General features: G+C 69.9%; 17 protein-coding genes. 7 read left to right on the plus strand and 10 right to left on the minus strand.

What is annotated here, in order from left to right:
• Window positions 1-511 precede the first annotated feature (511 nt).
• A complete protein-coding gene (locus HJ588_RS02515; RefSeq protein WP_171151639.1) occupies window positions 512-1,015 on the minus strand; it encodes an NUDIX hydrolase in 504 nt (167 codons plus the stop codon).
• Window positions 1,015-2,682, minus strand: a complete 1,668-nt coding sequence (locus HJ588_RS02520; protein WP_171151641.1) for an FAD-binding dehydrogenase — start codon at window positions 2,680-2,682, stop codon at window positions 1,015-1,017. Before HJ588_RS02520 ends, HJ588_RS02515 begins: the two co-directional genes overlap by 1 nt.
• A gap of 47 nt (window positions 2,683-2,729) precedes the next feature.
• Here HJ588_RS02520 and HJ588_RS02525 point away from each other — a divergent pair, with 47 nt between their 5' ends.
• Entirely contained in the window at window positions 2,730-3,608 is an 879-nt protein-coding gene (locus HJ588_RS02525) for a hypothetical protein (RefSeq protein WP_171151643.1), read from the plus strand.
• Here HJ588_RS02525 and HJ588_RS02530 read toward each other — a convergent pair.
• Complete coding sequence (locus HJ588_RS02530) at window positions 3,598-3,921, minus strand: hypothetical protein (protein WP_171151645.1); 324 nt, start codon at window positions 3,919-3,921, stop codon at window positions 3,598-3,600. The two genes, HJ588_RS02525 and HJ588_RS02530, sit on opposite strands and share 11 nt — an antisense overlap.
• Between HJ588_RS02530 and HJ588_RS02535 the strand changes: the two genes are divergently transcribed.
• Window positions 3,893-4,195 (plus strand): hypothetical protein, encoded by a 303-nt coding sequence (locus HJ588_RS02535; RefSeq protein ID WP_171151647.1) that lies wholly within the window; start codon window positions 3,893-3,895, stop codon window positions 4,193-4,195. The two genes, HJ588_RS02530 and HJ588_RS02535, sit on opposite strands and share 29 nt — an antisense overlap.
• Before the next feature lie 61 nt (window positions 4,196-4,256).
• On the opposite strand, the gene HJ588_RS02540 is transcribed toward HJ588_RS02535, so the two are convergent.
• The 4 genes from HJ588_RS02540 to HJ588_RS02555 form a co-directional block, all read right to left on the minus strand.
• Window positions 4,257-5,255, minus strand: coding sequence for an alpha/beta fold hydrolase (locus HJ588_RS02540; RefSeq protein WP_171151649.1), 999 nt, complete (start codon window positions 5,253-5,255; stop codon window positions 4,257-4,259).
• A 74-nt stretch (window positions 5,256-5,329) separates the two neighbouring features.
• Entirely contained in the window at window positions 5,330-6,367 is a 1,038-nt protein-coding gene (locus HJ588_RS02545) for an SGNH/GDSL hydrolase family protein (protein ID WP_171151652.1), read from the minus strand.
• Between the two features lie 135 nt (window positions 6,368-6,502).
• Window positions 6,503-7,462 (minus strand): GDSL-type esterase/lipase family protein, encoded by a 960-nt coding sequence (locus HJ588_RS02550; RefSeq protein WP_171151654.1) that lies wholly within the window; start codon window positions 7,460-7,462, stop codon window positions 6,503-6,505.
• 23 nt (window positions 7,463-7,485) lie between these two features.
• On the minus strand, window positions 7,486-8,667 hold the full coding sequence (locus HJ588_RS02555; RefSeq protein ID WP_484489522.1) for a PucR-like N-terminal domain-containing protein: 1,182 nt from the start codon (window positions 8,665-8,667) through the stop codon (window positions 7,486-7,488).
• 269 nt (window positions 8,668-8,936) lie between these two features.
• Between HJ588_RS02555 and HJ588_RS02560 the strand changes: the two genes are divergently transcribed.
• From HJ588_RS02560 to HJ588_RS02575, 4 genes are all read left to right on the plus strand, one after another.
• Entirely contained in the window at window positions 8,937-9,995 is a 1,059-nt protein-coding gene (locus HJ588_RS02560) for a ferredoxin reductase (protein WP_246241743.1), read from the plus strand.
• Between the two features lie 17 nt (window positions 9,996-10,012).
• Window positions 10,013-11,260: a fatty acid desaturase family protein gene (locus tag HJ588_RS02565; protein WP_171151660.1), complete on the plus strand. Its 1,248-nt coding sequence runs from the start codon at window positions 10,013-10,015 to the stop codon at window positions 11,258-11,260.
• Window positions 11,261-11,323: 63 nt separating this feature from the next.
• Complete coding sequence (locus tag HJ588_RS02570) at window positions 11,324-11,593, plus strand: hypothetical protein (RefSeq protein WP_171151662.1); 270 nt, start codon at window positions 11,324-11,326, stop codon at window positions 11,591-11,593.
• An 84-nt stretch (window positions 11,594-11,677) separates the two neighbouring features.
• A complete protein-coding gene (locus HJ588_RS02575) occupies window positions 11,678-12,421 on the plus strand; it encodes a histidine phosphatase family protein (protein ID WP_171151664.1) in 744 nt (247 codons plus the stop codon).
• Window positions 12,422-12,595: 174 nt separating this feature from the next.
• Here HJ588_RS02575 and HJ588_RS02580 read toward each other — a convergent pair whose 3' ends face one another.
• Window positions 12,596-14,389 (minus strand): long-chain-acyl-CoA synthetase, encoded by a 1,794-nt coding sequence (locus HJ588_RS02580; RefSeq protein WP_171151667.1) that lies wholly within the window; start codon window positions 14,387-14,389, stop codon window positions 12,596-12,598.
• A gap of 241 nt (window positions 14,390-14,630) precedes the next feature.
• Here HJ588_RS02580 and HJ588_RS02585 point away from each other — a divergent pair, with 241 nt between their 5' ends.
• Window positions 14,631-16,256 (plus strand): ABC-F family ATP-binding cassette domain-containing protein, encoded by a 1,626-nt coding sequence (locus tag HJ588_RS02585; protein WP_171151669.1) that lies wholly within the window; start codon window positions 14,631-14,633, stop codon window positions 16,254-16,256.
• On the opposite strand, the gene HJ588_RS02590 is transcribed toward HJ588_RS02585, so the two are convergent.
• Both HJ588_RS02590 and HJ588_RS02595 read right to left on the minus strand, forming a co-directional pair.
• Complete coding sequence (locus HJ588_RS02590; RefSeq protein ID WP_171151671.1) at window positions 16,238-16,978, minus strand: class F sortase; 741 nt, start codon at window positions 16,976-16,978, stop codon at window positions 16,238-16,240. The genes HJ588_RS02585 and HJ588_RS02590 overlap by 19 nt on opposite strands.
• Window positions 16,979-16,991: 13 nt before the next feature.
• Window positions 16,992-17,762 (minus strand): LPXTG cell wall anchor domain-containing protein, encoded by a 771-nt coding sequence (locus tag HJ588_RS02595; RefSeq protein WP_171151673.1) that lies wholly within the window; start codon window positions 17,760-17,762, stop codon window positions 16,992-16,994.
• Window positions 17,763-17,820 lie beyond the last annotated feature (58 nt).

The following is a 17,820-nucleotide window of genomic DNA, read 5'->3' on the forward strand; positions in this document are numbered from 1 at the left end:
TCGCTCCTCCGCCCCTACTCGACCACCACAAAAGGGCTTCGATGCTTTGCCCTACTCGACCAGCCTGGGGACTGCACCTGTTCGGTCGCAGTCGGCACGATCAGGTGAGTGGCGAGATCACCGAGCGGGGCGAGGGGCCGCGTGAGCGGCCCTATGAAGCGAAGCGGAGCGCTAGCGGAGCAAAGCGGAGTGAGGCCGCGAGGGCGGTCCCTCGTCCCGCGGTCCCACCCGGGGTCGCACAGCACAATCAGGTGCGTGGCGCCATCACCGAGCGGGACGACCCGGGGTGGTCTCGATACGGGCTCCCCCGCTTCGCTCCTCCGCCCTACTCGACCAGCAACAACCAACCTCAACGACTTCGCTCCTCCGCCCTACTCGACCAGCGCAAAGGGACTTCGCCGTAGTCGACCACCATCAGGGGCTGTATCTGTTCGATCGCGAACCAGCTGTCGCTCCTCAGCCTTCGCGCCGAAACCCACCCGATCTCAGTGCATTTCGATGTCCCTCCAGCTCAGGCCCTGAGCACCCGTCCCGGCCCGGGCGTATGACGAGCCGCCCGCACGGCGGCGAGGATCCGGGCGGTTGCGGAGTCGATGTCCCACCACTCGTCGAGCGGCAACCACTCATGGTCGGTCGCCTCGCTCGCCACCCGGATGTCGGGCTCGCGATCGCACAGCACGCGGAAGATGACGTCGATGTGCCGCAGCTTCGGCTCGAAGACGGTCGCGAAGGCATCGCCCGGGTCGATGCGTAATCCGGTCTCCTCCAACACTTCTCGGGCAACGGCCTGCTCCGGACGTTCGCCGCGCTCGATCAGGCCGCCGGGCAGACTGACGCCGCGACGGTGCGTCTGCCGAAGGGCGAGCAACGCGCCGTCGTGCTCGATCAGGGCGATCGCCCCGACGCTGAACGTCGGCGTGGTGAGCCGGACCAGTCGATAGCTCGGCCCGGTCGGCAGCCAGCGGAAGAGGGTGAGGCCGAGGCGTCGCAGCGGACCGGGACGAGCGTGCGACATCAGCCCGCCTGGGCGGCGGCCGCCCGGCCCGCGGATCGGCCCGAGAAGATGCAGCCACCGAGGAAGGTCCCCTCGAGCGAGTTGTAACCGTGCACCCCGCCACCGCCGAAGCCGGCCGCCTCGCCGGCCGCGAAGAGTCCTTCGACCGGTGCACCGGACGCATCCAGCACCCGCGACTGGAGGTCGGTTTGCAAGCCTCCCAACGACTTTCGGGTCAGCACGTGCAGCTTGACCCCGATCAGCGGACCGGCGGCCGGGTCGAGGATCTTGTGCGGCTTCGCGACCCGCACCAGCCGGTCGCCGCGGTAGCGGCGCGCGCCGCGCAGCGCCGTCACCTGGGCGTCCTTGGTGAAGGGGTTGTCCAGCTCGCGATCGCGCGCCACGATCTGGCGTTCGATCTCCGCTGCGTCGAGCAACGGCTCGTCGGTGAGTGCGTTCATCTTCGCGACGAGGTCCGAAATATCCTCTGCGACAACGAAGTCCGCGCCGTGCTCCTTGAACGCCTCGACCGGGCCGGGTGCTCCCTTGCGCAACCGCGAGGCGAGCAGCTTGAGATCCTTGTTGGTGATGTCCGGGTTCTGCTCCGACCCGGAGAGTGCGAATTCCTTCTCGATGATCTTCTGTGTCAGGACGAACCACGAGTGGTCGTGCGGCGCGAGTTCCGGTGTGGTGCGCAGATATCGGAGCGTCCCGAGAGTGTCGAAACCGGGCAGGTAAGGGTGCGGCAGCCGTCGGCCGAGCGCGTCGAACCACATCGACGACGGCCCGGGCAGGATGCGGATCGCGTGCTGCGGCCACACCGGGTCCCAGTTGCGGATGCCCTCGACGTAGTGCCACATGCGGTCCCGGTTGACCGTGCGCCCGCCGGCGCGCTCGGCGATCTCGATCATCCGGCCGTCGACGTATGCCGGCACTCCCGTGATCATCTGCTGCGGCGCCGCACCGAGACGCGACGGCCACCACTTGCGCACGAGCTCGTGGTTGCCACCGATCCCGCCGCTGGTAACCACCACCGCCTGCGCGGTGACTTCGAAATCCCCGACTTCGTCGCGGTTGCTGGCAACCCCGCGAGGAGCGTTGTCCTCCTTGAGGATTCGTCCCCTCACGCCCACGACTGCACCTTCGGAGGTGACGAGCTCGTCAACCCGGTGCCGGTGCAGGAAGCGCACGTGCCCCGTCTCGACCGCGGCGAGCGCGGCCTCGGCGAACGGCTTGACCACGCCCGTGCCGGTGCCCCAGGAGATGTGGAAGCGCGGCACCGAGTTGCCGTGGCCGTCGGCGCGGCCGTCTCCGCGCTCGGCCCACCCGACGACGCCGAGCCAGCCCATGCCGCGCTCCTTCAGCCAGGCGCGCTTCTCGCCGGCCGCGAACTCGACATACGCCCGCGCCCACCGCTGCGCCCACGAGTCCTCGTCGTCGAGCCGGTCGAAGGCGGCGCTGCCCTGCCAGTCCTGCCAGGCGAGTTCGACCGAGTCCTTGATGCCGAGGCGGCGCTGCTCGGGCGAGTTCACGAAGAACAACCCACCGAGCGACCACCACGCCTGACCGCCGAGATTGGCCGCGCTCTCCTGGTCGACGATGACGACCCGCTTGCCCGCCGCGACGAGTTCGCCGGCCGCGACCAAACCGGCCAGGCCCGCGCCGACGACGATGACGTCTGCGTCCATCTGGTGCAACCTCCGTGGGATCGGGGGTTCCAACCTAACCTGGTCGTATGGCGACCGAACGCTTCGACCAGATTGTCGATCGGCTGTATGGCGAGCCGCCCGCCAACTTCGTAGCCGAGCGCGACGCCGCCGCCAAGCAGGCTCGCGAGGCCGGCGACAAGGAGCTGGCGACCAGGTTGAAGGCCCTCCGTCGCCCCGCGGCATCCGCCGCACTCGTCAACCGGCTGGTGCGCAGCGCGGCCGAACCCGGCATACCCCAGCTGCTCGACCTCGGTGCACGACTGCGCGAGGCGCAGAGCAATCTCAACGGCGCAGCGATGAAAACGCTGGGCGCAGAACGCAATCGGCTGGTCGCCGGGCTGCTCGAATCGGTCGCCGGCCTCACCGACGAACCGCTCACCGCGAGCGCGAAGGACCAGCTCGCCGCCACCTTCACGGCGGCGATCGCCGATCCGGCCGCGGAGTCGGCGGTGAGCAGCGGCCGGCTGGTCAACCCGATCAGCTACAGCGGCTTCGGCGAGGTGGACGTCAGTGACGCCGTCGCCACCCCGCTGCCGGCGACGCGCGCGACCCCCAAGTATGACGACAGCTCCGACGACACCGACGACACCGCCGCCGAGAGCACTGACGACACCGACACCGAGACCGACACCGACGACAAGGCCGCCAACGCGACCAGGGAGGCCGAAGAGCGCGCCGCCGCCGCGAAGCGGATGCTCCAGTGCGCCCAGCAGTCACTGCAGGACGCGCAGGCCGCCGAGGCGTCGGCGCAGGCCGCGCTGGAGCTGGCCGAGCGGACGCTCGCGTCGGCTCGGCATACCCACGACAACGCCGCGGAGCGCGCCCGCAAGGCCACCGCCGCCCGCGAACTCGCCGAGCAGGCGGTCGCCGACGCGGCCGCGGTCGCGGACGGGGCTACTTCGTGATGAGGGCCTGGCAGTAGGTGCGCAGGGCCGCGTTGTCGGCGTTGAACTTGGTGGTGCTGACGGTCTGCCGGTCGGTGCGCGACTTCGCCATCGACTCCATGTCGCTCGCAACCGTGCCGACCTTCGCGACGAAGCCGGAGTCGCCGGCCTGCGGGCCGAGCTTGCGCAGCTCGGTGGCAGTCTTGCGGAAGTTCGCGGCAGCCGAGTCGAGCTGACTCGACACCTGCGTCTCGACAGCCTTGTTCCACGTGGTCGCGGCGGAGTTGCTCTTGTTGAGCGCGGTCGTGCAGGCGCCGACCGGGTCGATCTTCACCGACGGGGAGGAGTTGCTCGCCGAGGCCGAGCCGCTCGCGGAGCCGCTGCCGGACGCGGCCGACGACGAGCCGGCCGAGCCGCTCGCTGCAGCCGAACTCGTCGACGGCGCAGCCGCGCTCGTGGTCGCGGAGGAGCTGGTGGCGGTGGGCAGGGTGCTGCTGGACGCCGCGTCGTTCGAGCCGCTGCTGGAGCAGGCGGTCAGCGCGGCGACGCCGCAAGCGGCGGCCGCGAGGGCGGTCAGCCGCTTCACGTTATGGGTTGTGCTCATGTGACCACCATGCATGGCGGGCGTGTCGCTCTCCAAATCGCGTGATCCGCGTCACGCCGCGGATCTCAGCCGCCTGCGGACGGCGCCTCGGTGGGCGTGGCGGCGGGCGAGGCCGTGGGCGTGGCGGCCGGCCCCGCCGTCGACGGCGCACTGGCCCGACGCGCCATCTCGGGGTGCTGATCGAGCCAGCGCAGCATGTTGTCCGCGACCCACTCGGGGTAGTCGAGCATCGGCGTGTGCCCCTGGGCGGCGCCCTCGACATACGTCCACTGCGGGTGCGCTGCGGCCAGCCCCTGCGCGGCACGCACGCTCACCAGCTTGTCGCGCGCACCGTGCAACAGCAGCACCGGCTGGAGGATCTTGTTCATGGTGGCGGCGTACTTGCCGCGGCGGGTGATCTCCCACAGCACCGACTTGGCCGCCGCGAGGAACTGCGCGTCCCCGTCCGGGACCTCCTCACGCCGCTGCGCGGCGCCGTCGAGGTGGAGCTTGAACAGCTCGGGACTGACCCGCTTGATGTCGCTGGTGACCAGCTTCAGCACGCCCCGCACCTGCTGCTCCAGCGACGCGCGCTTGGCCTGGTCGGCGAGGAAGCGCGGCCCGAGACCGGGCGTGGCGTAGATGCCGAAACCCACTGCCACCAACGGATGCGGCCGTTTCGTGGGACTGATCGGGATCGCCGGGTCGATGAGTACGGCGCCGGCCACGGCCCGCTTGTCGGCGGCCGCGAGCTTGGCGGTGAGCAGCCCGCCCATCGAGTTGCCGGCGACGATCGCCGGGCGGTCGCAGACGGTCTGCACGAAGCGCTGCAGCAGCCGCAGGTTGGCCGGCACCTTCGCCAGGGCCGGCGCGACCCGCGTCATACCGTGCCCGCCGAGGTCGAGCGCGATCACCCGGCCACGCTCCGCCAGCAGGGGCATCACGTCGGCCCAGTTGGCCCAGGAGCCGCCGAGCCCGTGCACCAGCACGAACGTCGGCCCGTCCTCCGGGCCGGCGACGGTCACGTAGTGCACACGGGTGCCGTCAAGCTCGACGAACCGGTCTCGGGGCTGCGCAGTGGTCACGGTCGCCCAACATAGTTGGGAAAACCAACTCGTGGGTAACAAAACCCTGCCCGTATGTCGGGCGACCGTGCCGCTCAGGCCCGCGAGAGGTTGGCGGCCGCCTGCCGGTCGAGCTGCTTCAGCCGCTTCATCGCCGCCTTCTGCCGCGCGCCGTCACCGGAGTGCAGGTCGGTGTTCAGCGCCTTGATCTCGGCCGGGTTGAGCCCGGCCCGCTTCGCACCCCGCAGGCTCTCCGGGGATGCCAGATCGATGTTCGGCACCGCGACCGCACCGGGCAGCGTCCGGCTCGTCGATCCCGACGAGGCGATGCTCGGCATCGGCATCGAGCTGCCGACCAGCGACGGGCTGATGACCGCCGCGAGCGCCTTGTTGCCCGAGGTGTTGGGGTGGTAGGACTCCTCGACCGGGTTGGACAGCCCGTTGATCCACTCGCCCTTGGTGCCGCAGACCTCGTGGCCGGTGAACGGCGCCCGCGGGTCGACCCACGTCATGCTGTGCGCGCCGGCCTTGGTGCGCTCCAGGCTGTTGAGGTCGTCGGTGGCCGAGTTGAGCGACGCTTCCTCGTCCGGGGAGAAGAACGTCAGCGCGTTGCAGTCTTCCCCGTTGAAGATGTGCGGGTAGCCGCTGATCACGATCTTGGCGTTGGGTGCCTTGCTGCGCACCGACGCGAAGAGCGAGTCGTAGCGACCGGGCAGGCTGCCGGTCAGCACGGCGCGGCCGCCGGCGATGGCGCCGTTGCAGTCGCTCATCCAGCCCGGCTTCGCGCACTCGGTGAGCACGCTGGAGAAGCCGACGTCGTTGCCGCCGATCGTCATCGTCACGTATCTCGTGCCGGTGCCGAGCGTGCCGAGCTGGTTCGCCGACACGTCCGCGGTCTTCGCCCCACTGCACGCCTGGTAGCTGAGCGCCAGGCCCTTCGCCGAGGCGATCAGCGGCGCGTAGCCGAGTGGCGACTGGTAGCAGGAGTTCTGCGAGGACCGCGTGCCGACGCCCGCGGAGTAGGAGTCGCCCAGGGCGACGTAGGTCGTGCCGGCCGCGTCGGCCGACGGCATCACAAGAGCTGCGGCCGCGAGGCCTGCGGTCGCGGACAGCACCGCTCCGATCCGTTTCATAGGGATCAACCTGGCCTGCCCGGGCGACGTGTGGGGGTACGGGAGCCGAAAATTTCTCCGCGCCAAGGTCAGAACTTGGTAAAGACCACCGTGGTGCAGACCACCGCGATCACGGCGGGGCTCAGCGGCGGCGGCTCAGCGGCGGCGGCTCCGCACCTGCCGGTCCAGCTCCCGCAGCCGCGCGTGCGCGGCCGGGTCGTCGCGCTCGGCACCCAGCGCCGCGACCTCGTCGGGGTCGAGACCGTGCCGCTCCGCGCCCTCGCGGCTCGCCCGCCCGGTCAGGTCCGGGATCTGGAAAACCGGTGCGGGAGTGGGGAGTTCGGCACCCTGCGCGACGTTGGACCGCCACAGGTCGAGCGCCGGCCTCGGCAGCACCGTCTCGGCCACCCCGAAAGCCCTGCCGACCGCCGACGTGTAGGCGCCGTGGCCGTCCGCCGTCGGGTGGAACGACTCCTGGATCGGCAGCACCACGTCGTGGATCCACGCCTGCGGGTCACAGACCGCGTGACCGGCGAAAGCGTCTCGCACGTCGACGAATTCGAAGCCGGCAGCATCCGCCGCGCCGCCGATCACCTGGGCGAGTTCGTCGGCCGCGTCGTTGAGGCGGGTCATCTCCTGCGTCGTGAAGAAGGTGACCAGGCTGCAGTCGACACCGTTGAACAGGCGTGGGTAGCCGGCCACCACCACGCGTGCCTTCGGTGCTCGCGCGCGGATTGCGTCGTACACGGTGGAGAGGCGGGTGGGCAGTTGCTCACGCAGGACCGTGAGCGCCGCATCGATCACGGGGCCGGAGTCGCCCATCCAGGCGGGCTTGGCGCACTCGGTGAGCACGTGGGTGAAGCCGATGTCGTTGCCACCCACCGTCACCGAGACGTATGACGCAGCCTCCGGCACCGACGCGAGCTGGGTGCCGGTCACGTCCGCGACGGTCGCCCCGATGCACGCCTGCAGATCGACCTGCACCCCGAGACCGGCCGCCACCTGCACCGGGTAGGCGGCCGCGGTCTGCCAGCACGAGGTCTGCGGATCCCCAGCGCCGACGCCGGCGGCGTAGGAGTCGCCGAGGGCGACGTAGGCGGGTTCTGCGGTGGCCACGCACCCATCCCAGCAGAAACCGGTCAGTCGGTGGGCGGTCGACGCCCGGCACGCAGGACGAGCTCCAGCTCGAACCGGCGGTCGGGGTCGTCGAGTTCGTCGCCGAAGACGTCGCGCAGCTGCGCCAACCGGTAACCGACCGTCTGCGGGTGCACGTGCAGGTCCTCGGCGATGCGGGCCCGCTCGCCGCGGTGCCGCAGCCAGGCGAGCAGGGTCTCGGCGAGCCGTTCGCGTTGCGCGGGCCGCAGGTCGAGCATCGGCTCGAAGCACACGGTGGCCAGGTCCTCCATCAGCAACGGATCGGCTTGCAGCGCAATGGCCGACAGATGGTCGTCGACGAAGCGCGGCTCCTCGCTGTCGTCGGCGAACGCCGGCGTCGCGGCGGCCATCGCGGCCGCGCGGTGCGACTCGCCGGCACCCTCCCACGGCCGGACCGGCCCGATCCACGCACGCCGCCCGCGGAGCGCCGACGCCAGCTCGGACCGCGCCTTGGCCGTCTCGGCGGCGGCCACCAGCGCCACGACCTCACCGGTGCGGCCGCTGATCAGCGCCTGGTCGCCGAGCAGCGCCCGCAGCCCCTCGGCGTGCTCCGGCGGCAGCACGATCGCGCGCACCCGCGGCGGGATCGTCCAGCCCGCGCCGCCGGCAAGGCGCCGCGCCTCCACCTCGGGCAGATTGCCACCGAGCAACCGCCGCAGCAGCGACTCGCGGCGCCGGTCGCGCTCACCGACCTGACGGGACTGCTCCTCGGTGAAGCCCTCGACGCTCGCGGCGGACATCTCGTCGATGTAGACGAAGATCGACTCACCGAGCGGCAGCATCAGCCGGGGCTCGATGCCGGCCCGCTCGGCGACGCCCGACGCCGCCCGGAAGGTGACGCGAGCGCCGAGCCGGTATGCCGACAGCAGCGCCTCGAGCGACCGGCCGCTGCGTGCCTCACCGATGCCGATCTGCCGGTAGACAGCGCGGGTCTCGGGCTTGAGCGCCGGCTCGTCGCGACCGGGCAGATCGATGAACAGCCGGCCGAGCGCGATCTCGACACCGCGCCGCACTGCCGCCCCGAACTCGCCCTCCAGCGGCCGCGAATACTCCGGCACCTCCTGCGGGATGCGGCCGATGATCTCCTCGACGAGCTCCGGCACCGCGTCGGCGAGGATCTCGCTGAGCTCGCGGGGCAGGGTCGACCAGGGCTGTTCGGCGCCGATCGGTCCGGCGGCCGAAGCGGGCTTCGACGCGGGCTTCGATGCAGGCCCCGATGCTGGCCTCGATGTCGGCCCGGATGCAGGCCCTGTGGGGGAACCTTTCCCGGAGCCTCCTTCGAGCTGCCTCCCAGGTGCCTCCGGGGTCGATGTGCTGGAAGGGACGACCGTCATCGCCATACACCTCGAATTTATTGCGTCACGCTAGTTTTACCGGGCTCATTGTAGGCCCGGGGTGGATGAACGAGCGCGCCATGCCAATTACAGTAGGGGTCATGGGTATGAAATCGGTCGCGCTGCGTGCTGCCTCGGTATTCACCCACCCCGCTCCCCCGCACGACTTCCTGGCGCTGTTCAACCCGCTGTCCTCCGCGCGGCAACTGCGCGGTGTCGTCACCGCCGTGCGACCGGAGACCCCGCAGTCGACCACGATCGCATTCCGGCCGGGCAACGGCTGGTCACCGCACGACGCCGGCCAGTGGGCCCGCATCGGTGTGGAGATCGACGGCGTGCGGCAGTGGCGCTCCTACTCGTTGTCCGCGCCGGCGGGCAGCGACCCGGAGATCACCGTGACCGCCTGCGGCAAGGTGTCGGCGCATCTGGCGCACGAGACCCGCGTCGGCGACATCTTCTTCCTGGCGCCGCCGCAGGGCGACTTCGTGCTGCCGACCGGCCCGCGCCCCCTGCTGATGCTCACCGCCGGCAGCGGCATCACCCCGGTGATGTCGATGATCCGCACCCTCGTCCCGCGTCGCCCCGACGCCGACGTCGTGCTGATCCACTCCGCACGCGACCGCGAATCCACCTTGTTCGCAACCGAACTCGCCGAGCTCTCCGAGCAGTATGACGGCCTGCACGTCATACATCGCTTCACCGGTGAGGACGGGCGCATCGACTTCTCCGACGCGGCCGACCTCGACGCGCTGTGCCCCGACTGGCGCAGCCGCAAGACCTACGTGTGCGGTCCGAGCGAGATGCTCGACGCCGCCGAGTCGCTGTGGACCAATGCGAACCTTCCCGACACACTGACCGTTGAACGCTTCGCGACGGCGACCTACGCCGAGGTCGACGGAGCGACCGGGGGCACGGTCACGTTCGAGAAGTCCGACCGTGAGATCGAAGCGGACGGCACGACGCCGCTGCTCGAAGTCGGCGAGGAGGCTGGTGTGCTGATGCCGAGCGGTTGCCGCATGGGCATCTGCCGCACCTGCCTGACCCCGCTGCTGTCCGGCCAGGTGCGCGACCTGCGCACCGGCGAAATCAACGCAACCGAAGGCGATCTCATCCAGACCTGCATCTCGGCTGCCGCCGGCAACTGCCACCTCGACGTCTGATTAGGAGCACCCTCCCCATGACGCTCACCACCGAAGAGACCACCACCGACGTGCGGGTCGCGCTGCCGCCGACCACCAAGCGCACCGGCGTGCTGCCGACCACCGGCGCGCCGCTGGAGCGGCCGACCGCGGCCGCCCACCTCAGCGACGAGCAGGTGCAGCAGCTCGGCGCCGAGCTCGACGCGATCCGCGACGAGGTGCTCGCCGCCCGCGGCGCCGACGACGCGGCCTACATCCGCAACATGATCCGGCTCGCCCGCACGCTCGACATCGGCGGCCGCATCGCCCTCGCCTTCAGCAAGACCCGCGTCGGCTGGGCCGTCGGCACCGGCTCGCTCGCGCTCGGCAAGGTGCTGGAGAACATGGAGATCGGGCACAACGTGCTGCACGGCCAGTGGGACTGGATGCGCGACCCGGACATCCACTCCACCACCTGGGAGTGGGACTTCGTCGCCCCGGCCCGCGGCTGGCAGCATACCCACAACGACATCCACCACACGTGGACCAACGTGCTCGGCAAGGACCGCGACGTGGGCTACAACATCCTGCGTGTCAGCGACGAGCAGCCGTGGAAGCCGCGCGACGTGTTCAACCCGGTCGTCAACCTCTTCCTGGCGCCGGCCTTCGAGTGGGGCATTGCGTCATACGACCTCGAATGGGACATGGTCAAGGCCGGCGTCAAGAGCAAGGAGGAGTTCAACTCCGACCTCAACGCCTTGAAGCAGAAGGCGATTCGCCAGGTCCTCAAGGACTACATCGCCACCCCGGCGGCCGGGCTGCTGGCCGGCAACTCCTTCAAGCGCGGCCTCGCCGGCACCGTCGCGGCCAACATGATCCGCAACGTATGGTCGCACGCGGTCATCTTCTGCGGTCACTTCCCCGACGGCGTCGACGTCTTCACCGAGGAGATGATCGACGGCGAGACCCGCGGCGACTGGTACATCCGGCAGATGCTCGGCTCGGCGAACCTGTCCGGTCCGAAGGTCTTCCACATCCTCACCGGCAACCTGTCGCACCAGATCGAGCACCACTGCTTCCCGGACCTGCCGTCCAACCGCTACCTCGAGGTCGCACCGCGGCTGCGGGAGACCTGCGAGCGCTACGGCTTGCCCTACGTCACCGGCCCGCTGCACACCCAGCTGTTCCAGACCTGGCGCAAGATCTGCCAGCTGGCACTGCCCGACGAGAACAAGGCCGAGACGCTCAAGGAGACGTTCCTGCCCAAGTGGATGCGTCGTCGCAAGGCGGCCGTCGCCACGGCCTGAACCATCCCGGCGTCACACGAGGCGCACAGACGGGCCAAAGTCCGGAGCGGTTGGCTCGGAGCCATGACCGCTCACGGATCCAACCCAGGCCCACTTCGCCGCGTCGCCCGAGGCATCCTCGGGGGCGCGGCGATCCTCATTGTCGGCGTCGGCGCCCTGCCGGCCGCCGACGCGTCCGCGGCGGGGGTGTCGACCGGGCTGAAGAACGTCTCGGCCGCGCACTCCGCGACCGGCGGCGTCAGCCCGACCCAGTTGCCGGCCGAAAGTCGTGCAGTGGCAGCCCGGTTCGCCGTCGACGGGGACGGGAAGCTCGTCCGGCTCCACCCCCAGTAGTCCTGCGGCAGACCGCCGACGCGCCCTGTAGCGCTCGGCGAGCGCACGCCCCAGATCACCGTTCACCCGGGATAGGTTGACCCCATGACCCGATCTGTGCTGCTGGTGCGCCACGGGCAGGCGTCATTCGGCAAAAGCGACTACGACCAGCTGAGCGACCTCGGGCACACCCAGTCGCGGTTGCTCGGGCAGTTCCTCGGCACCCGCGAGTGGAAGCCGGACCGCATCATCACCGGCAGCCTGCGCCGTCATCGGCAGACCGCAGCCGAGATCTGCGTCGCGGCCGGCTGGGCGACGCCCGCCGACACCGACCCGGTCTGGAACGAGCTGGACCACGTCGAGATCATCAACACCTTCCGCCCGGCATACAAGAACATGCTGGTGCTCAAGGCCGACATGGTGCGCACCTTCCGGCCGCGCGCGGCGTTCGAGGACATGTTCACCGCGGCGATCGAGCGGTGGGCCGCCGGCGAGCACGACGACGAATACACCGAGACCTTCACCGATTTCGACAACCGGGTGCGCGCTGCGTTCCAGGGCCTGCTCGCGGGCGACGCCGAGCGCACGCTCGTGGTCTCCAGCGTCGGCGTGATCTCCTGGATCGCGGCGAGACTGCTCGTCGGCGAGCCGTGGGACCGCGGCGTGCGTGACCCCGAACGCGAGACGGCCAACGACGCCGCCCTCGAGAACGTATGGCGCATGGCGTCCCTCACCGGCCACAACACCGGCGTGACCCGGCTGCAGCTGGACAAGGAGAAGCCGCCCCAGCTGGTCACCTACAACGAGACCGCGCACCTGCCGGAGGCGCGGCTGGTCACCGGCCGCTGAGCCGGCGCAGGGGCGGGCCATTCACCGCACTGAGCCGACGCTCCCACCCGCACTCTGACGGCGCAATTCACGTTTGACGGTCGAATTCGGCCGTCAGACGTGAATCCGACCGTCAGGGTTGGCTGCTCCGGTTCGCTGGTCCGAGTTCGCTGCTTTCGGGGTGCTGCTCCGGCGCTACAGCCGCGGGTACTTCGCGGCCGCGACCTCCTCGGCATACCCGTCGTAGACCGGGACGTAGCCGCGCTCGGCGTCGGTGAGCACGTAGACCTGCCCGTCGCGCGCCTTGTCGAAGCTCTCGTCGCGCAACTCGACCTTGCGGCTCTTGAAGGTCGAGGTGTGCTCCAGCGAGAAGACCGTGCGCACGAAGAGCGGCACGGCGTATGACGGCAGCGCCGACGCCAGGTGCTTGGCGAGCTGCTGCCCGTCGAAGGCCGCGCCGTCGCGCAGGACGACCGCCGCCATACCGGCCTTGCCGTCGGTGCCGGGGACCTCGACGCCGTAGACGGTGACGTCCTCGATCTCGTCGAGGTGACCGAGCGCGGCCTCGACCTCGGTGGTCGCGACGTTCTCACCCTTCCAGCGGAAGGTGTCGCCCAGCCGGTCGACGAACGACACGTGGGTCAGGCCCTGGTTGCGCACCAGGTCGCCGGTGTTGAACCAGACGTCGCCGTCCTTGAAGCCGTTGCGCAGCAGCTTGGCCTCGGTGGCACCGGCGTCGGTGTAGCCGTCGAACGGTGCGCGGTCGGTGACCTTGGCCAGCAGCAGGCCGACGTCGCCGACCTTGACCTTGGACAGGCGGCCCTTCGGGGTGCGCACCGCCTCGCCGGTTTCGGGGTCGTAGGCCACGACCTTGTAGGGCAGCGGGCACGTGCCGGCGGTCTGGTCGACGTTGTAGGCGTTGATGAAGGCGATGTTGCACTCGCTCGCGCCGTAGAACTCGGCGATCCGCTCGATGCCGAAGCGCTCCTGGAACTCCTGCCAGATGTCCGGGCGCAACCCGTTGCCGACGATCACCCGCACCTTGTGCTGCCGGTCGACCGGTTTGGCCGGCTGGCCGAGCAGGTAGCGGCACAGCTCACCGATGTAGATGAAAGCCGTTGCGTCGTAGCGGATGCAGTCGTCCCAGAACTTGCTGGCCGAAAACTTCGGCGCGATCGCCATGGAGGCTCCCGCGACCAGCACGGAGCCGAGCGCGACCGTCACCACGTTGTTGTGATAGAGCGGTAGCGAGCAGTACATCGTGTCGGTGCTCTTCAGCCGCACACCCAGGGCGCCGAGTCCGGAGTATGACTTCAGCCAGCGGAAGTGGCTCATGACCGAAGCCTTCGGCATACCCGTGGTGCCGGAGGTGAAGATGTAGAACGCCTTCTCTTTGGCGAGGGTTTGGGCGGTAGCAGAAGGGTTTTCGTCGCTCTCGGCCTCGGCGGCCTCGTTGAGGTCGCTGAAGGTCATCACGTGTTGCTGGGCGGCTGCGTCGCCGGCCGTCGCAAAACCTTCCTGACAGTCGTCCTCGACCAGCACCACCCGGGCGTCCAGGATGCCCAGGCTGTGCGCGAGCACGTCACCACGTTGGTTGTAGTTGAGCAGACCGGCGATCGCACCGAGCTTGACTGCGGCGATGATCGTCAGCAGGTTGTCGATGTCGTTGTGCGCCATGATGCCGACGACGTCGCCACGCTTGACGCCTTGCGACTGCAGCACGTGCGCGAAGCGGTTGACCTGGGCGTTGGCCTCGCCATACCTCAACGTGCGGACGCTGCCGTCCGGGTTCTCGCCCTTGAGGAAGACGCGCTCGGGGTGCTTGGCCGCGGCGTTCTGGAAGATCAGCCCCAAGGAGTTCTTGTCGGTGGGCTTGCGCAGCAGCAGGCCCGGACCCTCCTTGGCCAGCAGCGGTAGGTCTCCGATCATGCCGGCAAGGCCCTTGCCGACGTCGAGCAGGGTGACGCGCTGACGGGTTTGCGCACTCATGCGTACTTCCTTCGCTGTTCCATCGAGACGTTGGAGGCTCCGAGAGTTGTGCGGATCACAATACCCGCGGGTAACTCCCCCGTAACCGGCGAACCACAGCTTGGTCGCAATTTGCGGTTGTACGCCGCGCGCCGCGGCTGCCATGCTGGCGCCGTCATGAAGCACTGAGTCCGCCCATCGCTCGCGCCCGCGGCCACCTGGCCCGGCGAGCGTCCGCCGTCTGCGCGAACGGACTCCTTCCATGGCTATCACCTGCACCGACCTCACCTTTTCGTATGCCGACCGCCGCGTCCTCTCCGGCGTGGACCTCGTCGTACCGCCCGGCGCCCGGGTCGGGCTGGTCGGCGAGAACGGCTCCGGCAAGTCGACGCTGCTGCGCCTACTCGCGGGCGCGGACCTGCCCGAGTCCGGCCGCGTCCAGGTGCCCGCCGACACCGGCTACTACGCGCAGGACTCCGGGCTCGATCTCGCCGCCGACGTCGCGACCGTGCTGCGCGACGCCCTCGCACCATTGCACGACGCGGTCACCCGGCTCGAGGAGCTGGCCGCGCGGCTCAACGACGACGAGTCGGCGGCGAGCGACTACGCGGCCCTGCTGGAGTGGGCGACCCTGCACGACGCCTGGGATGCCGACCGTCGCGCCGAGGTGGCCGCGCACCGGCTGGGGCTTGCCGCCATACCTGGTGATCGGCGGGTGGCACAGCTGTCGGGTGGCGAGCGGTCGCGGCTCGCGCTCGCGGCGTTGCTGACCCGCCGGCCCGAGGCGTTCCTGCTGGACGAGCCGACCAACCACCTCGACGACGACGGCCTCGACTTCCTGCAGGCCGAGCTCGCCGAGCAGGCCGGCGCGGTGCTGGTCGCGTCGCACGACCGGGTCTTCCTCGACGCGGTCTGCACCGGGATCGTCGATCTCGACCCGTCGCACTTCGGCACCGACGGTCGCGGCGGGCGCGCCTTCACCGGCAACTACAGCGACTACCTGCAGGCCAAGCGCACCTCGCGGAGGCGCTGGGAGGAGGAGTTCGCGGCCCAGCAGGACGAGTTGACCGAGCTGCGGGTCGCCGCGCGCACCGGCGAGCGCGACATCGCCCATGACCGGCCGCCGCGCGACAACGACAAGTTCATCTACGGCTTCAAGGGCCAGCGAGTGCAGGCGACCGTGAGTCGGCGCCGGCGCAACGCGGAGCAGCGGATTGCCGCACTGGAGCGTGAGCGCATCCCGAAACCCCCTGCCGCCATGAGGTTTTCGGGTGCCTTCGAACGGCAACCGATCGCCTCGGTGCAGCTGCGGGACGTGCGGGTGCCGGGCCGGTTGCGGTGCGAGCGGCTCGACGTCACACCCGGTGAGCAACTGCTGGTGACCGGCGCCAACGGCTCCGGCAAGTCGACGCTGCTCGGGGTGATCGCCGGCCGGCTCTCGCCCGCCGAGGGTGCCGTCGAGGTGCGCGCACGAGAGATCGGGCTGCTTGCCCAGGAGGTCGGGATCGAGGATCCGACCCGCTCCCCCGCCCAGCTGTATGACGCAGCTCGTCCTCGAACACCGTTGTCCTCGCTGGGATTGCTGCATCCCCGCGATCACGGACGGCCCGTCGGCGAGCTCAGTCTCGGACAGCAGCGGCGGGTCGAGCTCGCCCTGCTGCTGGCCCGCCAGCCGGACCTGCTGCTACTCGACGAGCCGACCAACCACCTGTCGCTCGCGCTGGTCGACGAGTTGGAGGAAGCCTTGCTGGCGTCCCCGGTCACGGTCGTGGTGGCCAGCCATGATCGGTGGATCCGGAGGCGCTGGAAGGGTGTTCAGCTGGCGCTGGACCCTCCGGCATCGACGCGCAGCGCGCCACGGGCGGAGGGTCAGACCAGGCGTGCGTAGACCACGGTGTTGTCGCGGAAGTGCCCGGTCGAGGCGTCGAAGGTGCCGCCGCAGGTGATCACCCGCAGCTCCGGGCCGGGGGTGTTGCCGTAGACCACGCCGGTCGGGAACTGGTTCTTGGGATAGCGCTCGGTCTTGTAGACCCGGAAGGTCAGCGTCCTGCCGCCCGCCTGGGTCACCCGCACGTCGTCGCCGACGCGGATCGAGCCGAGCTTGTAGAACACGCCAGGGCCCTTGGGACCGGTTACGTGGCCCTCGATGACCGCCGGACCGTCCGCACCCGGAGCCGGCGACCCGGTGAACCACGCCGCCTTCATCACGTCGGCGAAGCTCGGCACGGCGACCGTGCCGTCCTTCTGGAGGCCGAGGTGGAGCAGCTCCGACGACACCCCGATCGACGGCAGTTGCACCGAAACCGGTTTGGCAACAGTGGTTTTGGCAGCTGGGGTTTTGGCGGCTGGGGATCCCGCCGGGCCGCTCCCTGAACGGCTCGGCGGGAAGCCTTCGGTGGCGGCGCTCGGCCCTGCGGAGGGCCCCGTCGAGTCCGGTGGGCTCGTCGAGCCCGCCGCGGGGCTGGCCGCCGAGCTCGGCGCGGGCGGCGTCGCACTCTCCTGGTAGCGGTGCTTCACCGCCCACAGGCAGGCGACGATGCCGGCCACCACGAGCAGCACGCACACCGCCAGACCGATCGTCCGACGGTGTGCGTGGGTCTGCTGCGTCATACCGATGAGGTGATCAGCGGTTGGCGCGGTTCTTGCGACGCATGCCGAGGAATCCAGCACCGCCGAGCAGGACGGCAGCCGCCCCGCCGGCGAACGCGATCGGCGCGACGGGGTTGTCCGAGCCGCCGCCGGTCTGCACGCCACCCTCCGGCATGGAGTTCATCTGGCTGACCTCGAGGACACCGCAGGTGGCCGGATCGGTAGCTTCCTCAGGCAGTTTCGGGTCGAGCTCGGACTTCGAGTCACCGTCGTACTTGCCGTTGCCGTTGTAGTCGACACCGTGCTGGACCACGACACCCTCGCCGTTGCGCAGCGACTTCGCGACCGAGTCCGAGACGGTCAGCGTGCGCTCGTAGGTCTCGTTGCCGGTCGGGAAGCGGTCGACCGCGAGGCCGCTGTTCGGCGACGAGTCACCGGTCTTGGTAAGCGACACCGCGATCATGCCGTAGCTCTTCATGCCGTCCGCGACCCGCAGGTGTCCGTCGACACCGGTGCCCTTCGCGTCGGGCGCCGGGCACTGGTTGCTGCCACCGATGTGGATGTGCTGAGCGTGCGGCGCGTTGGCGAGCAGCCCGGTCGACACCATCTTGATGCGCAGCTGGTTGCCCGTCAGCCAGGCGGTCACCGTCGAGGACGCGCCGCTGTCGTTCAGCGGGGTCGCCTTCGCCCACAAGGTGGTCGTGCCGCCGCCCTCGGCGGCGCTGGCGCTGCCCATCGACATGGCCATCGGCGCCGCGGCCAGGGCCAAGGTGGCGCCGGCGATGGCGGTTTTGCGAAGAAGCATGACGTATCCCTTCACTCGTGAAACTCGCTCGGCGGCGAGCGTGCATCAGTGGTTCGGG

This window comes from Flexivirga aerilata, assembly GCF_013002715.1.
In the GTDB taxonomy this organism is placed as follows: domain Bacteria; phylum Actinomycetota; class Actinomycetes; order Actinomycetales; family Dermatophilaceae; genus Flexivirga; species Flexivirga aerilata.

What these genes read in the sequence shown, in the direction of transcription:
- HJ588_RS02515 (WP_171151639.1), bottom strand. Translation starts at nt 1,015, where the DNA reads ATGTCGCACGCTCGTCCCGGTCCGCTGCGACGCCTCGGCCTCACCCTC.
- HJ588_RS02520 (WP_171151641.1), bottom strand. Translation starts at nt 2,682, where the DNA reads ATGGACGCAGACGTCATCGTCGTCGGCGCGGGCCTGGCCGGTTTGGTC.
- HJ588_RS02525 (WP_171151643.1), top strand. Translation starts at nt 2,730, where the DNA reads ATGGCGACCGAACGCTTCGACCAGATTGTCGATCGGCTGTATGGCGAG.
- HJ588_RS02545 (WP_171151652.1), bottom strand. Translation starts at nt 6,367, where the DNA reads ATGAAACGGATCGGAGCGGTGCTGTCCGCGACCGCAGGCCTCGCGGCC.
- HJ588_RS02560 (WP_246241743.1), top strand. Translation starts at nt 8,937, where the DNA reads ATGGGTATGAAATCGGTCGCGCTGCGTGCTGCCTCGGTATTCACCCAC.
- HJ588_RS02565 (WP_171151660.1), top strand. Translation starts at nt 10,013, where the DNA reads ATGACGCTCACCACCGAAGAGACCACCACCGACGTGCGGGTCGCGCTG.
- HJ588_RS02570 (WP_171151662.1), top strand. Translation starts at nt 11,324, where the DNA reads ATGACCGCTCACGGATCCAACCCAGGCCCACTTCGCCGCGTCGCCCGA.
- HJ588_RS02575 (WP_171151664.1), top strand. Translation starts at nt 11,678, where the DNA reads ATGACCCGATCTGTGCTGCTGGTGCGCCACGGGCAGGCGTCATTCGGC.
- HJ588_RS02580 (WP_171151667.1), bottom strand. Translation starts at nt 14,389, where the DNA reads ATGAGTGCGCAAACCCGTCAGCGCGTCACCCTGCTCGACGTCGGCAAG.
- HJ588_RS02585 (WP_171151669.1), top strand. Translation starts at nt 14,631, where the DNA reads ATGGCTATCACCTGCACCGACCTCACCTTTTCGTATGCCGACCGCCGC.
- HJ588_RS02590 (WP_171151671.1), bottom strand. Translation starts at nt 16,978, where the DNA reads ATGACGCAGCAGACCCACGCACACCGTCGGACGATCGGTCTGGCGGTG.
- HJ588_RS02595 (WP_171151673.1), bottom strand. Translation starts at nt 17,762, where the DNA reads ATGCTTCTTCGCAAAACCGCCATCGCCGGCGCCACCTTGGCCCTGGCC.